Origin of the sequence: Luteimonas notoginsengisoli, assembly GCF_042648885.1 — a bacterium.
In the GTDB taxonomy this organism is placed as follows: Bacteria; Pseudomonadota; Gammaproteobacteria; order Xanthomonadales; family Xanthomonadaceae; genus Luteimonas; species Luteimonas notoginsengisoli.
The window spans coordinates 160,937-176,646 of the sequence record NZ_JBHRYF010000009.1; the positions used below are offsets into that span (position 1 = coordinate 160,937).

Genomic DNA, 15,710 nt, shown 5'->3' on the forward strand with positions numbered 1-15,710 from the left:
CGATCGACCACGACCCTATGCAAAACTGGCTGCCATGACCCTCGACCCTCGCATCGCCGCCGTCACCGAGCGCATCCGCGCGCGCAGCCGGCGCTCGCGAGCGGCCTATCTGGCCGGCATCGAAGCCGCGCACGAGCAAGGCCCGAATCGCAGCCGCCTGAGCTGCGGCAACCTCGCCCACGCCTTCGCCGCCTGCGGTCCGACCGACAAGGGTCGGCTGCGCGCCGACGCCACGCCCAACCTCGGCATCGTCAACGCCTACAACGACATGCTCTCGGCGCACCAGCCGTTCGAAACCTATCCCGCGCTGATCCGCGGGGCGGCGCGCGCGCTGGGCGCGACCGCGCAGGTCGCCGGCGGCGTACCGGCGATGTGCGACGGCGTCACCCAGGGCCGCGCGGGCATGGAACTGTCGCTGTTCTCGCGCGACGTGATCGCCCAGGCCACGGCAATCGCCCTGTCGCACGACATGTTCGACGGCGTGGTGTACCTGGGCGTGTGCGACAAGATCGTGCCCGGCCTCCTGATGGGCGCGCTTGCGTTCGGCCACCTGCCGGCGGTGTTCATCCCGGCCGGGCCGATGACCCCGGGCATTCCCAACAAGCAAAAGGCCGAGGTGCGCGAACGCTATGCCGCCGGCGAGGCGACGCGCGAGGAACTGCTGGAAGCGGAGTCCTCGTCCTACCACGCACCCGGCACCTGCACCTTCTACGGCACCGCCAACTCCAACCAGGTCCTGCTCGAGGCGATGGGCGTGCAGCTGCCGGGTGCGTCGTTCGTCAATCCGGGCACGCCGCTGCGCGACGCGCTGACCCGCGCCGCCACCGAGCGCGCGCTGCGCATCACCGCGCTCGGCGCCGACTACCGCCCGCTGGGCAGGCTGATCGACGAGCACGCCATCGTCAACGCGATCGCCGCGCTGATGGCCACCGGCGGCTCGACCAACCACACCATCCACTGGGTTGCGGTCGCGCGCGCGGCCGGCATCGCGCTGACCTGGGACGACATCGACGCGATCTCGCAGGCGGTGCCCCTGCTCACGCGCGTGTATCCCAACGGCGAGGCCGACGTGAACCGCTTCGCCGCGTGCGGCGGCACCCAGTTCGTGTTCCGCGAGCTGCTCGACGCCGGCCTGATGCACGCCGACATCGAAACCGTCGTACCCGGCGGCATGCGCGCCTACTGCGACGAACCGCGCCTGGCCGCGGACGGCACGCTCGACCATGCGCCAAGCGTCGCGCAGAGCCCGGACGACACCGTGGTGCGTCCAGCCTCGGCGCCGTTCGAGGCCCAGGGCGGCCTGCGCCTGCTGCGCGGCAACCTGGGCAGCGCACTGATCAAGCTCTCCGCGGTGAAGCCGGAATTCCGCAGCATCACCGCGCCGGCGGTTGTCGTCGACGCCCCGCAGCTGCTCAACCGGCTGCACGCCGCAGGCGCCCTGCCGCGCGACTTCGTCGCCGTCGTGCGCTACCAGGGCCCGCGCGCCAACGGCATGCCCGAGCTGCACTCGCTCGCGCCGCTGCTGGGCATGCTGCAGAACCAAGGCAGGCGCGTGGCGCTGGTCACCGACGGCCGCCTGTCCGGTGCCTCGGGCAAGGTCCCCGCGGCGATCCACGTCACCCCCGAGGCGGCGCGCGACGGCGCGCTGGCAAAGCTGCGCGAGGGCGACATGATCCGGCTCGACGGCGAGGCCGGCATACTCGAGGCGCTGGTCGACGCCGACGAATGGGCTTCGCGTGACGCCGCACCCAACCGCGCCCCGTCCGCGCACGACATCGGCCGCAACCTGTTCGCCCTCAACCGCGCAATGGTCACCGCCGCCGACCGCGGCGCGCTGTCGATTTCCTGCGGGCCGCCGTCTCTGGATGGCGACGTCTGGGAGTACGACGCCGAGTACGACCTGGGCGGTTCGCCGGTCGCGGCGACGGCGCCGCATGAGGCCAAGGACGCGTGATCCCTCCGCGCTGCCTGGCCAGCCGCTCCGTCGATTCGCGATGGGTGATGATCCCGCTTCCGGCTTTCGCTCTCGCCATGTGACGCCTCTTCCACCCGCAGCCGCGCGCCCGCGGACCCTGGGCACGGCCATCGAGTACCGCAATCCCATGAGCATCGGACAACACCAGGCGAAAGCCGAACAACTGCTTCGCGACGCCGGCATCCTGCCCGTCGTCACCGTGGACGGCGTCGAGCAGGCCAGGCGCCTGGCCGATGCGCTGCTCGAGGGCGGCCTGCGCAGCATCGAATTGACCCTGCGCACGCCGGTCGCGCTCGAGGCGCTGGCCGCGCTCAAGCGCGATATGCCGGACATCATCGTGGGCGCCGGCACCGTGCTGACGAGCGAACAGATGCGGCAGGCGATCGACGCCGGCGCCGACTTCCTGGTCACGCCCGGGACCCCGCCTTCGCTGGCCGACGCGCTCGAACAGGCCCAGGTCCCGGTCGTACCCGGGGCCGCGACGCCGACCGAATTCCTCGCCCTGATGACGCGCGGCTTCCACGCATGCAAGCTGTTTCCCGCCACCGCCGTCGGCGGACTGGCGATGATCAGGGGCCTCGACGGTCCGCTCGCCGACCTGGTGCTGTGTCCGACCGGCGGCATCAGCGAGAACAACGCGGCCGATTTTCTCGCCCAGCCGAACGTCGCCTGCGTCGGTGGCTCGTGGATGGTGCCCAGGCCATGGCTGGCGGCCGGCGAATGGGACAAGGTCCGCGCCGCCTCGCGCCGCGCCGCCGCAATCGTCGCCGACGCCCGCGCCTCCTGACACGCCCGCCCGCTCCTGTGGGAGCAACGCCAGCCGCAAGCTGTAGGCCTTCCGCCGTAGTGCCGACGGGGGCAGTGTGAGGCAAGCAAGTTCCCGTGGGAGTGGCTTCAGCCGCGAGCCTTCCGCCCGGTTCGCCAACAATCAAAAAGCTCGCGGCTGGAGCCGCTCCCACATGTGCCCCCCGATCGCCACTCGCAGCGAGCGGCTCCAGCCGCAAGCGGTAGCCTGTGCGCTGCGAAGGCAAAGGGAGGCCAAGAGGGGAGATCGCGCCGTGTGCGCTGATAGCTGGGCCCTGCTCGCCGACCCTCTCCTAGCTCGGCGGGGAAGAAGTTCCTGTGGGAGCGGCTTCAGCCGCGAGCTCTTCGCACGACATGCCTGCAATCAAAGCTCGCGGCTGAAGCCGCTCCCACGTGCGAATTCCACTTCGATCGCCAACCGGCGATCGAAGCCCACAGCTTCGCCACTTCTACCGACGTGACGGCGGCATCGCGATCTTCACGCTCGCCGGCGCTGCGCGGATGCGCAGCTCGCCGTCCTGCCACTGCGCCGGCTTGCCGTCGATCGTCGCACTGCCCGGCTCGCCGGCATACGGCCACGGCAGTACCAGGCCGCCTGCGGGCACCTCGACGCCGTCGGCGACGTCCAGCACCAGCGCGTCGCCATTGCGCCGCAGCGAATAGCCCAGCTCGCCCCGCGGCGTGCGCAATCCGTGGATCGCCACGCCATCGCCTTCGAACCAGTCCACCGGCACGCCGGCAGCGAGCACGATGCTGTCGTCGACGTCGCGCGCGTAGGCGAACATGTCCAGCGCCGAGCGCACGTAGTCCGATGCCACCCAGGCATGCGGCAGGTCGCCGACGAAGAACGGCTTGCGCGGCGTGCGCGAGACCACTTCCGCCCACTGATTCCATGCCGGTGGCGCCCGGTCGTCGAAGAAGAACCGTGCCGCGTGCCACGCCCGCTCACGCCAGCCCAGGCGCACGAACGCCGACACGTTGCGCCATTCGTAGGGCGTGTAGTCCTTCCACTCGCGCTGACCGGTTTCGCGCTGGCGGAACTCGCTCCAGTAGCGCTCGAAGGTGTTGTCAAGCAGATCCTCGGGCAGCCTACCCTGCTCGCCGCCGGGCGCCAGCGCGATCGTGGTCGAGGTCGGGTCGAAGTCGCCCAGCTCGGCGGCACCGGGGATGAAGTCGATGGCGTGTGCCTGCGTCGCCGCACGGATCGACGCGTAGAGGTCCTCGCGGAACTGGTCGCGCGACGCGGCCATGCGCTGCGCTTCGTCGTCCTTGCCGAGCACCTTCGCGACTTCCACCGCATCCTTGTAGCCGCGCAGCGCCCAGAAATCGTCCCAGTACGAATGCATCGGCTTGGCCGAATAGCCCTCGTGGCTGATCGAAGCCGGCATCAGCCCGTAGAACGCCGGGTTCTTCGCCCGGTTGGCCTCGGTGCGCTCGCTCAGGCGCAGCTTCTCCATGTACTCGAACGCGCCGAGCACGCGCGGCCACATCCTGGCCAGGAATGCCTTGTCGCCGTCGTAGCGGTAAAGCTCGGCGATGTTGAAGATCAGTTCGCCATGGCTGTCGTTCTCTGGCACCGGGTCGCTGCCGCGGTCGTCGACGCAGCACGGCACCATGCCGTCGTCGAACTGGTACGGCGCGTACCACTCGACGTATTCGCGCACCGCGTCCGTCCGGCCCATGCGCAGCAGGCCCTCGGAGATCATCGCCCCGTCGCGGATCCAGCTGCGCGCGTACGAACGCGTGCCCGGCCGCAGGCTGGGCCCCACGCGCGAGATGAGCATGTGCGCGGTGGCGGTGCGCAGTGTGTCGGCCAGCGCCTGGCCCGCGGGCGGGACGCTGATCTCCACGTCGTCGAGCCGCTCGCGCCATGCCTGCGCCGTCTGCGCCTGCATGTCGGACGCGCTCCAGTCGTTGGCCTTGAACGGCATGTCGCCGATCAGCGGCGCGAGCAGGTCCACTTCGCGGGATTCACCGGGCGCGAGCTCCATCCGGTAGAGCAGCGCGCCCGATGCCAGGCCGGTCGGGTCCTCGACCCACGTCGCGTCGGGCAGTTCGCCATCGGCCAGCAGGCTGGTCGCCATGCCGTGGTCGAACGTGCTGGCAAAGCGCGAATCCGGCGCTTGCCGCGCGAACAGGCGTGGTTCGCCGTTGACCTCGGTCACGATCGACCCCAGCGACATGCTGTCGATCCGGCTGACGCCGCCGACCGTGCTCAGGAACTGGGTCGGCGGATTGACCTGCAGCGGACGGATGGCCAGCGCGAGCGTGTATGTGCGCGCCGTATCGCTGGTGTTCTCCACCCGATAGCGCGCCACCAGCTGTGCCTGCTCCGCGCTGCCGTGCGCGAACGCGGTCACCTGCAGGCCGAAGTCAGGATGCTTCCACGCCACGCCCGGGATCGGCAGGTAGCCGTCCTGCAGCGTCTGCGAGATTTCCACGTCGGCCCAGCTGGCCAGGCCATCGTCCTGTACGACGAACGGCTCGATCCGGAAACCGCCCCGGGACACCTCGATCGCGCCATCCTCGCCGACCAGCCCCTGGTCGCTGCCCGCGTCGACGCCGACGATCGTCCAGTACGGCTGCTCACCGCTGAAACCGCGCGGGAACAGCCCGCGCCGCGACTGCGTGGCCACGGAACGGATGAAGTCGTTGGGCGTCGCGGCGAATGACAGCGGCTCCACGCTGGCCTCCCGCAGCCGGCGCGCCTGCCCCGGCCCGCCCTGCAGCAGGATGCCGACGTAGCGCGCCTCTGACTCCGGCATCGCGAGCCAGTCGGTGCCGCCGTTGCCCTCCTCAACCTGGCGCACGTCGCGGAACGACTTGCCGTCCATGGACAGCTGCACGGCGTAGCGCGACGCGTGCGCACCCTTTTCCCACTGCAGCACCATGCCGCCGAACTCGCGCACGCTGCCCAGGTCGAGCAGCAGGCGTTCGCCATCGCGAGCGTCCCAAGCGGTGTCCGCGTCGCCGTCGACCGCCGCGTCGGCATCGCCCGACGGCGCGCTCGCCGTCGCGGTCAGCGGGCTGTGGTCGGCCGGCGCCAGCCGCTCCAGCCGCAGCGCGTCGAAGCAGACCGTGCCGTTGCCGCCGACACGGTTGTAGATCGTGAATTCGAGCTTCGCGCTGTGGCGCAGCACGCGATCGGGACTCGGCCCCCAGGCCTTGCTGATGTGGCGCTTCTTGTAGCGCACCGGCGTCCACTGCGCCGGGAACTCGTAGCCGGTCTTCTTCACCCACCATACGTTGTCGCCGCTGGCGTCGACGAACTTCATCTCGAGGTCGTTGGCCGGTGAATCCCCCCGCATCCGGAACGCGAAGGCGTAGTTCTCCGGATAGTCGATCGGCAAGTCGCGCTGGATGCCGGCGTAGCCGGACACGCCGTTGAAGTCGTAGTCCAGGCACAGCGCCCTGCCCTGCGCACCATCCGCCACGCGCAGCGTGCCGCTGACCTGGTTGGAGGCGACCACGCGCCAGGGCGTCGCATCCTCGAAGCCGTCGAGGAGCCGTGGCTCGCCGATGAGCTGCTGGGCGAATGCGGTTGCTGGAGCCAGGAGCGCCAATGACAGCAACAGCGAGGCAAAAGCGCTTCCCCGACCGGCGGTATCCAACTTCCTCATCCCTTCACGCTCCCGAGCAGCAGCCCCTGGATGTAGTGGCGCTGCAGCGCCAGGAACAGCAGCAGCACCGGCACGATGGTCACCACCGAGCCTGCCATCATCAGTTCGTTGTCCTGCACGTGCTCGCGCGACAGCGACGCCAGCGCGACCGGCAGGGTCTGCAGGTCCTGGTCGCTGAGCACGATCAGCGGCCACATGAAATCGTTCCATGCGGCCATGAAACTGAAGATCGCCAGCGTCACGATGATGGGTTTCAGCGCCGGCAGCACGATCTGGAAGAAGATCCGCATTTCGCCGGCGCCGTCGATGCGCGCGGCCTCAAGCAGCTCGTCGGGGATCGACCGCGCGTACTGCCGGACCAGGAAGATGCCGAAGATCGTCGCCATGCCGGGCACGATCGCGCCCATGTACGTGTTCACCAGCCCCATCTGCTTGAGCAGCAGGAACAGCGGCATCATCGCCACCTGCGCCGGGATCACGAGTGCGGCCAGCAGCAGCTGGAAAACCCGCTCGCGTCCGGCGAACTTCAGCTTCGCAAACGCATAACCCGCCATGGTGTTGAACAGCAATGCCAGCAGCGTCACGCAGGTGGACACCAGGAAGCTGTTGAACAGGTAGCGGCCCATGCCGGCCTTGGCGAACAGCTCGTGGTAGTTCGCCAGCGTGGGCGCCGACGGCAGCAGCGGCGGCGGAAAATGCGCCGCCTCGCCGGTGTGCATGAACGAGACCGACAGCATCCACAGCAGCGGCGCCAGGCTGACCACGGCCAGCGCCAGCAGCAGGCCGTTGACGATGGCGGTGGCGAGTGGGCGCCTCATGCGCGCAGCCCCGATCCGGCGAATGTCTTCGACGGGAAATATCCTTCACCGAGTCCGAAGACACAGCACTGACGCGGCCATCCGGTGCGCTGCAGGCTCATTCGACCCCCTTGCGCCGCGCGAACCACAGCAGGCCACTGGTCACCGCGACCATCAGCACGAACAGCAGAAACGCCACCGCCGACGCGTTGCCGAGGTTCCACCACTTGAAGCCCTCGTCGTACATCAGGTACAGCACGCTCTTGGTGCTTTCCAGCGGCCCGCCCTGGGTCATCACGTACGGCTCGGCGAACAGCTGGAAATAGCCCGACATGGTCAGGATCCCCACCAGCAGCAGCACCGGCCCCAGCATCGGCAGGGTCACGTGGCGGAACTGGCGCCAGGCGCCGGCGCCGTCGATGCGCGCGGCTTCGTAGAGGTCTTCGGGAATCGACTGCAGGCCCGCGAGGAAGATGATCATGTTGTAGCCGAAGTTCTTCCACACCGCGAACAGGATGATGGTCGGCATTGCCCAGTGCGGATCGCCGAGCCAGTCGATCGGTTCGATGCCGATCGACGACAGTCCCCAGTTCACCAGCCCGTAGCGGGTATGGAACAGGTAGCGCCAGATCACGGCCACGGCCACCACGGTCGTTACCACCGGAGCGAAGAACGCGGTGCGATAGAAGCCCTTGAAGCGCCCGAGCTTCGAATGCAGCAGCACCGCCGCGCCGAGCGAGACGGCGATCGACGGCGGCACGCCGACGATCACGAAATACAGCGTGTTGCCCAGCGTCTTCCAGAACAGCGGGTTGTGCAGCAGCCCCACGTAGTTGTCGAAGGCGACGAAGCGCAGGTTGCCGATGTCGGCCAGCGCATAGATGTCGAAGTCGGTGACGCTCAGCGCCAGCGCCGCGACTACCGGCAGGAAGAAGAACACCACGATCACGAGCAACGCGGGCGCGGCAAAGGTCCAGCCGGCGAGCGCGCGGGTCACGGCGCGGCTCCCGCAGGCGCGCCGCAGGCAGCGCCGCCGTGCGCCGTCGAGGACGGGCAGCCGACCCCAGCCGTGGCCTGCAGCTTGTGTCCTTGCATGCCCTTTCCGCGGAGCGGCAATGACGAGCGCAGGGATGGGCCTGTCGCCACAGCCGGGCCGCCGTTCGCCTGGTCCAGCATCCACCGCCGCTTCTCGAGGATCGCATCGGTGCGCCGATCCAGTTCGACCGCAGCCTCGTCCACCGTCATGCGCCCGTTGGCGACCAGCTCGCCTACCAGCTTCAGCTCGGTGGCGATGCGTTCCCACTCCGGCACTTTCGGCGTCGGCACCGCCCGCTCGAGCTGGTCTCGGAACGCGCGTGCATAGGGATCGTTCGCCAGCTCCGGGTTCTCCCACGGCGAGCGGCGCGGCGGCAGGTTCCCGGTCATGCCATGGAACCGCACCTGCACTGCCGGATCGGACAGGTAGGCCACCAGCTTCCAGGCGGCATCCTTGTGCTCGGAGTTGCGGAACACCACGAAGCTGGTGCCGCCAGCCACCGACGCCCCCGGCCCATCGGGCCCCGGCAACGGCATCGTCATCCAGGCATCGGCGAGCGCGGGCGGCAGCCGCTTCCTGAACTCGGCGATGTTCCAGGGGCCGTTGATATAGAACGTGTAGTAGCCCTTGCCGAATTCGTCCCAGACGTTCGAGATCGCGGTGCTGCCGACCCGCGGCGCCCAGTTCCTGTCGAAGATCTCCTTGTAGAACGCCAGCGTGCGCCGGAAGCCCGCGCTGCGGAAGTTTCCGTAGCGGCCGCCGTCGCGCAGCAGGGGATCATGGATGGCGAGGTTGAGCAGCGGCTCGAACTCGTTGAGCGGCAGCAGGATCGCGTAGCGGTCCGGCCCCACCTCGCGCTTGACCGCGGCCATCGCCTTGCGCCATTCGTTCCAGTCGGTCGGCGGAGTGTCGATGCCGGCATCGCGCAGCAGGTCCACGCGGTAGAACGGCAGTCGCGTCTCGACGTACCAGGGCACCGCATAGGTGACCCCGTCGATGACGCCGCTGTCCCACGCCCCGGGGTAGTAGTCGGACGCGTCGAAGCCAGCGGTGCCCGCGATACGTTCGTCCAGCGGCGCGAGCGCGCCGAGCAGCGCGAATTCGGGGATCCAGGTGTTGCCCAGCGGCGTGACGTCCGGCAGCGAGTCGCCAGCGAAAGCGGTCAGCAGCTTTTCGTGCGCCGAAAGCACGGGCATCTGCTGCAACTCGACATGGATGCCGGGATTACGCCGCTCGAATTCCGGCAGCAGGCGCGCGACCTGTTCGCCCTCGAACCCCATGACCCAGAACGTGATCGTCTCTCGCGCCGGTTCGGACTGCCGTGCGCAGGCCAACAGCAGGACCAGCAACAGGCAGCCGATGGCGCGACAGACGCGCTTTCCCGATGCAGGAAGGCCACGATGTCGCGGCAATGGCTTCGATGGGCGCATGTTGGCAGTGTATCCGCTGCGATTGCAGGTTCGATTCCGCCGCGCGCGGCGCCTTCAGCGGCGGTCGCACCGGGGCCGGCTCGCCATTGCCGGCGCGATCGGCGGGCTGGCCGGGCGCGCTGGCGTCCGCATCGACTTGCGGCTTGTCCTGTTCCGCATCCAGCCAGCCACCGGTGAATCCCGCGCGCTCCAGGCCGGCGCGAATGTACGGATCGCGCCGCATGACGTTCCACACGAACTCGTTCCGGTAGTTGGCGATCATGGTCAGGATCGGGCCCTGGTCGATGCCGATGTAATCGCTCGCCACCCAGCCCTTGTCCGGCACCAGGCGGCCGGTCTTGAGCGGAATGTCGTAGTTGAAGCTGGGATTGAAGGAGTCCAGGAATCCATAGCTGGAGTACAGGAAATCGCCGTAGCGTTCGTGCATTTCCACGGTTGCCGGGATCACCACCTCGGGCGCGAACACCAGCGAGCCGATCGCCGCGGTCGGCGCGATGGTGCCGTCGTCGTAGGCGTCGCGCAGTCCCGCGCCGCGGGCGCTGTAGTGGCGGAACTCGCGTTCCTCGCCGTTGTACAGCTGCACGGTGCGCTGCGGGCCGTCGCTGGCGGTCAGGCCCCAGACGTTCTCGCCATACCCCTGCCACTTCATCGGGTTCTCGATGGCGTAGGTGCGCTGTGCGAGCGTGGCACGCCGGCTGTTTTCGAAGTAGTCGATGCCGTGCGCCCGCATGTATTCGTCCTGGATGCCGCGGAAGTCCACCCAGACCTGGTTGTACTGGTGCCAGAACATCGGGCCGTAGCTCAGGTACTCCTGGCCCTCGAAGTGCCCCCAGCTTTCCTCGTATCCCGCGGTCCATGCCTGCCAGACATCCGGCTCGATCGGGTGCGTCGGCGAGCCGAGCGCCAGCAGGTACACGAGCATGCCTTCGCTCGAACCCGTCCAGTCATGCTCGATGAAGCCCGTTTCCGGGTACCAGCCCATCGAGATCAGCGGTGGCCGCACCTGGAGCCAGTTCCATTCGACCCGCCTGTAAAGCTCGTCCGCGACCTTGCGGATCTGCTCCTCGCGGGGGTCGTCGCGATCGTAGTATCCGCGCGAGAACAGCACGCCCATCATCAACAGCCCGGTATCGACGCTCGAGAGCTCCACCCAGGGCTCGTAGCGCTGGCCTTTCTGCATGTCGAGGAAGTGGTAGTAGAAGCCGTGGTACCCCGACGTGCCCTCCTTCTGCGGCCCCATCTTTGCATCGCGCAGGAATTCCAGCGTGGTCAACGTGCGATCCACCGCCTGGCGCCGGCTCACCCAGCCGTTCTCGATGCCGATGGGATAGGCGGTCAGCGCGAAGCCGATCGAGGCGATCGACGCGAACGGCCGCGACGGGAAGCGGTCCGGCGTCATCCCGTTGGTTTCGTTGGTGGTGTCCCAGAAGAACTGGAACGTGCGCTTTTCGATGTCCTTGAACAGCGGCGGCAGCACGGGCCGCGCGCCGGTCGATGCCTGCTCGGGCTCGGGGGGCGGCGGCTGCGGCTGAGCCGCCGGTTCGGCGGGCTGCTGCTGAGGCACGGATGACCGCGCTTCCGGTTCGTCGATCTTCTTGCATGCCGCGAGCGGCAGGATGAGGCAGGCAAGCCAGACCATGGCGAAGGAAAAACTGCGGCGTCGCATTGCGTCAGGGCACCCCATGTTCGTTCGTGTGCGGAAAAAGCAGGCCGCCCGGGCGGGCGGCCTGCCGTCGATCGATTACCAGTCCAGGCCGAACGAGAGCTTGAACATCCGCGGCGGCCAGACCGTTCCCACGCCGTTGCGATTGCCGAAGTTCGGGTTGGCCGAGCCGGGGGTTCCGCGCCAAGTGTCGTAGTCAGTGTAGTTCTGCCAGTTGAACACGTTGAAAACGTCGCCACGCACGTAGAAGCTCAGGTCCGTCCCGGTGTTCCAGGTCTTCTGCAACGCGATGTCCAGCTGCTTGAAGCCGATCGTTTCATCGGCCCTGAAAGAGTCGAAGTAGCAATTATCCGTGCTGGTCGTGTTGTAGCAGTTCGTCGAATCCTTCGGGTTCGGGCTTGCCAGCGTGAGCTTGCTCGAGAGCGTCATGCCCCAGAAGTCGCCGAACGCGGTGGCGACGAGGCGGTGCTTCGGGATGCCGACGGAGGTGATGAACGGCAGTCCGTCGAGGTTGGGGTAATCGAAGGTGAAGTGCTCATCGCTGTTGGCGGCGTTGAGGCGGTTCTCCTTCGCATCGCTGTAGGTATAGGCGACGGTCACGCCCCAGGGCGAATTCTCCGAATACGGCTTGTCGACCGAGAGCAGCAGCTGGTTGAGCTTGGTCTCGATGCCGTTGTCGCCAATCAGCAGCCTGCCGTAGCCCGGGATTCCGTAACCCCATGGCTGGTGGCCCCACGTCGCGTCCGGGAAAGCGGGATCGCGATAGCTCCCATCCGGCCAGCGGTTGCCGAGTGCGAAGATGACGCCCTCGTAGCTGCGCACGTGGGCGATCGTCGCCGACGTGTTCCAGTCGTGGTTCCACATCGTGACCGTATTGCGCATGCCCAGGCTGAACTGGTCGGAGTACGGCGTCTCCAGGTCGTTGTTGATCATGAACACCTCGGCGCCCAGGTTCGGGCTGGCCGCGACCAGGGCGTACAGGTTCGCCGGATCGTAGTAGGACGGATCCCAGGCCAGGCAGGTACCGGTACCGACCGTGCACGGATGGCCGGGCGTGTCGAAGGAGTAGCGATAGCCGGGGAAAGTCGACTTGGACTGCTCGAGCGCCAGGTAATCGAACAGGTTGCGGTCATAGGACCGTCCCGCCCCGCCGAAGATCACGTGCCGCTGGTCCGCGAAGAGGTCATAGGAGAAGCCCAGCCTGGGCGCCCAGTTGTTCTTGTCCGGATCGCGATTGCTTCCGTTGCTGATGTAGTCCTCGATGTCGTAGTCGACGTTCGGGCCCTGGAGATTGCTCCAGCCGCGCAAGGCGGCGGTCAGGCCCGGATCGGTGACGTAGTTCTCGAAACCGGGCGTTTCCTCGTAGTCGTAGCGGACACCGAGGTTCAGCGTGAGCTTGTCGGTGACCTCCCAGTCGTCCTGGAGGTAGATGCCGTACTGCTTGTTGCGCGAACTGACATTGCGGTCGTCGATGCCGGGCAGCGGCGCGCCGAACTCCACGTCCCACGGAACGAAGTCCGCGATCTCGATGAGCCCCGCGTCGATGTTCTGGTTCAGGTCGTAGCGGAACTGCGGATTGTACGGCTGCTGCTCGAAGGCGTTGATCTTGACCGACTTGTACTTGATGCCGGCCTTGATCGTGTGCTGCTCCAAGCCGGTGAAGGTGAAGTCGTTCTGCAGCGACTCGCCCTTCTGTCCCTTGTCCTGGTAGTCGCGACCGCCGCCGATGTTGATCAGCGTGTCGCCGTCGGTCGGGTTCGCCAAAGTCGAGCGGATCGACCTGCCAGGGCCCATCGTGATCGGGCGCGGGCTCCATTCGTCGTCTTCTGACGTCAGGTGCAGGTCGTTCAACCAGGTCATCCCGCTCCACTGCCAGCGCAGGTCGACGCGCGTACTGTCGTTGGTCTTGGCGGTTCCGTAGGAGGGCGCATTCGGGCCATCGCCGACACCGGTGATTTCAGTTTCTTCGCGCTTCTTCGCCGAGAGCTCGACCAGATGGTCGTCCCCTGCCTGCCAGGTCAGCTTCCCGAAATAGTTGTCCTGCTTGAAAGGCGCGTTGGCCGGACCGAGGTAGGACGCGATCTCGGGAGTGATGTAGGCCGGATCGAAGTTGCTGGTTCCGAGGCGGACGGTGCGCGGTCGGTTGATTTCCTTGGCTTCGTAGGTCACGAAGAAGAACAGGTTGTCACGGACGAGCGGCCCGCCGAACGAGGCGCCGTACTGCTCCTCTTTGGAGGGCACCTTGAAGTCGCCCTTTTCTTCGGCGAACGTCGGCTGGCGCCAGCCGTCATTGGTGTAATCCCAGAAGAAATGCCCCTCGAACTCGTTGGTGCCCGACTTGGTCACCGCGGTCACCGCAGCGCTGGAAATCTGGTCGTACTCGGCCTTGTAGTTCGAGGTGATGACCTTGTACTCGCCGATGGCCAACTGCGGGAACGGGCTGCCGCTGGAAGAATCCTGGCCGCTCACGCCGCCCTTGAGCACGTAGTTCTTCTGGCCGACGCCGTCGATGAACACGTTGATGCCGTTGGAATTCTGCGCCCCGCCGCGCAGCTTGCTGGTGCCGTCCGATCCGGTTTCGAAGATCATCCCCGGCACGGTGTCGGCGAATGCCAGGAAGTTGCGGGACGCCTGCGGCAGCGCCTGGATCTGCTTCTGGGTGACATAGGTCGCCACCTCGGAAGTCTTCGTCTCGACCATGGCCGGCGCCGTGACGGTCACCGTCTCCAGGTCGGTCGCCTCTCCCGCGGGCGCGGTTTCGGCGACGCCGCCGACGCCCAGGTTGACCGTCGCGGTCTGGCCGATCTGTACGGTGATGTTCTGCGAGCTGGTCTGGCCGTTAGCGGCGACATCCAGCCGGTAGCTGCCCGGCGGCAGGCCGTTGAGCGAGTAGTTGCCGTTGCCCGTGCTCTGCACGCTTCGCGTCAGCCCCGTGGCCAGGTTGGTCGCGGTGACGGTTGCCCCGCCCGCTGGGGTCGAGTCGGCGGACACTTGGCCGCGGATCGTGGCCGAGGTGGACTGCGCGAGGACTTGTGGGGCCGCCAGCAGCATGCAGCTGGCCAGCGCGCAGGCAAGCAGCGAACGAGTATGTCTGTATGTGGAACGATGCGTGGACTTCATGACGTCTCCCTCCCAGGGGCTGTCAATGTGGGACATCTGCCATCGGTTATTTTTTTGTAAACGCCGTGATTGCCGTGTCCACGCGCCCCCCCGGCCGCTCAGGCGACAACATCGCCCTTGGACACCTGCTTTGCCTCCGCTCCAGCGACACTGGAGTCCCGCACCATCAGTTTCGGCACCAGCGGTTCCGCCCCGCCAACGCCGTCTCCCGGATCCCCTGGCGCCATGGCCTCCAGCAGCCTGCGCAGGGCCCGGTCGCCAAGCTCGGCGATGTCCACGCGCATCGTGGTCAGCGACGGATGTACGTAACGCGCCAGCGGGATGTCGTCGAAGCCCGCGATAGCGATGTCGCGCGGCACCTGGATGCCGGCATGGGTGAGTGCGAACAGGCAGCCCAGCGCCATCATGTCGTTGGCGGCGAAAACCGCGTCGGGCCGCTCGAAGCCTGCCAGCAACGTGCCGCCGGCACGATGGCCGGATGCCTCGTGGAAATCGCCCTGGAGGATCCATTCCTCCGCGTCCGGCAGGCTCGCGGCGAGTTCGTCGCGGTAGCCGCGCAGGCGTTCGGACGCGTCGAAGTTGTCGTCGGGCCCGGCGATGAAGGTGATGCGGCGGTGCCCCGACGCCGCGAGGTGCCGCACCATTTCCCGCGCGCCACCGTAGTTGTCCACGCTGACCGCCTGCAGGTCGGTCCCGGCGAGGCTGCTGTTCATCAGCACGGCGGGCATGCCGGCACTGAGGTTGTCGCGCACCATGCCGGTGTCGGCGACGAAAGGCGACATGACCAGCAGGCCGTCCACGCGCCCGCGCATGGCGCGCAGCGCGGCGCCCTGTTCCGCCGGGTTGCCGTGGTAGCTGGACACCAGCAGGTGCAGGCCGCGCTCGCGCGCGCCGTGGTCGATGCCGCGCATCAGCTCGGAAAAGAACTCGCCGTGCAGGTCAGGCAGCACCACGCCGATGGTATGGGTGCGCCGGCTGCTGAGGCTGCGCGCCGCGTGGTGCGGGCTGTAGCGCAGCTCGTTGGCGACGCTGAGCACGCGCTGACGCACGGCCTCGGCGACGTTCTCGTGCCCGTTGAGCGCGCGCGAGACAGTCGCCACCGACACGTTCGCCTGCTTCGCGACGTCTTTGATCGTGACGCTCATCCACCCTCCCGCCGGTTGACTGCGCCGGACTGTAAACGTTTCCAGCGATCAAAGTAAAGCGACGGAACAGGGCTAGCATGCGCGGCCTTGCAGGTCGCGATTCCGCTTCAAAACAGGGCT

Annotated in this window: 9 protein-coding genes; 2 read left to right on the forward strand and 7 right to left on the reverse strand. The window is 67.5% G+C overall.

The annotated features are described in order from the left end of the window. Positions 1 to 34: 34 nt before the first annotated feature. Positions 35 to 1,954, forward strand: coding sequence for a phosphogluconate dehydratase (gene edd / locus ACFOM9_RS12820; protein ID WP_386711456.1), 1,920 nt, complete (start codon positions 35 to 37; stop codon positions 1,952 to 1,954). Positions 1,955 to 2,102: 148 nt separating this feature from the next. Beyond that, positions 2,103 to 2,762: a bifunctional 4-hydroxy-2-oxoglutarate aldolase/2-dehydro-3-deoxy-phosphogluconate aldolase gene (locus ACFOM9_RS12825; RefSeq protein WP_386711460.1), complete on the forward strand. Its 660-nt coding sequence runs from the start codon at positions 2,103 to 2,105 to the stop codon at positions 2,760 to 2,762. Between the two features lie 466 nt (positions 2,763 to 3,228). Here the strand turns inward: ACFOM9_RS12825 and ACFOM9_RS12830 are convergent, their stop codons facing one another. From ACFOM9_RS12830 to ACFOM9_RS12860, 7 genes are all read right to left on the reverse strand, one after another. Continuing rightward, positions 3,229 to 6,399, reverse strand: coding sequence for a discoidin domain-containing protein (locus tag ACFOM9_RS12830; RefSeq protein ID WP_386711463.1), 3,171 nt, complete (start codon positions 6,397 to 6,399; stop codon positions 3,229 to 3,231). Next, positions 6,396 to 7,217 carry a carbohydrate ABC transporter permease gene (locus ACFOM9_RS12835; RefSeq protein WP_386711466.1) on the reverse strand — a complete coding sequence of 274 codons (822 nt, stop codon included), beginning with the start codon at positions 7,215 to 7,217 and terminating at the stop codon, positions 6,396 to 6,398. The genes ACFOM9_RS12830 and ACFOM9_RS12835 overlap by 4 nt, the downstream gene beginning before the upstream one ends. A 97-nt stretch (positions 7,218 to 7,314) precedes the next feature. Continuing rightward, complete coding sequence (locus tag ACFOM9_RS12840; protein WP_386711469.1) at positions 7,315 to 8,193, reverse strand: carbohydrate ABC transporter permease; 879 nt, start codon at positions 8,191 to 8,193, stop codon at positions 7,315 to 7,317. Continuing rightward, on the reverse strand, positions 8,190 to 9,512 hold the full coding sequence (locus ACFOM9_RS12845) for a sugar ABC transporter substrate-binding protein (protein WP_386711472.1): 1,323 nt from the start codon (positions 9,510 to 9,512) through the stop codon (positions 8,190 to 8,192). Before ACFOM9_RS12845 ends, ACFOM9_RS12840 begins: the two co-directional genes overlap by 4 nt. After that, complete coding sequence (locus tag ACFOM9_RS12850) at positions 9,457 to 11,328, reverse strand: glucoamylase family protein (RefSeq protein ID WP_386711475.1); 1,872 nt, start codon at positions 11,326 to 11,328, stop codon at positions 9,457 to 9,459. Before ACFOM9_RS12850 ends, ACFOM9_RS12845 begins: the two co-directional genes overlap by 56 nt. Positions 11,329 to 11,403: 75 nt before the next feature. Further along, on the reverse strand, positions 11,404 to 14,445 hold the full coding sequence (locus ACFOM9_RS12855; protein WP_386711478.1) for a TonB-dependent receptor: 3,042 nt from the start codon (positions 14,443 to 14,445) through the stop codon (positions 11,404 to 11,406). Between the two features lie 98 nt (positions 14,446 to 14,543). Then, positions 14,544 to 15,590, reverse strand: a complete 1,047-nt coding sequence (locus tag ACFOM9_RS12860) for a LacI family DNA-binding transcriptional regulator (protein WP_386711481.1) — start codon at positions 15,588 to 15,590, stop codon at positions 14,544 to 14,546. Positions 15,591 to 15,710: the final 120 nt, after the last annotated feature.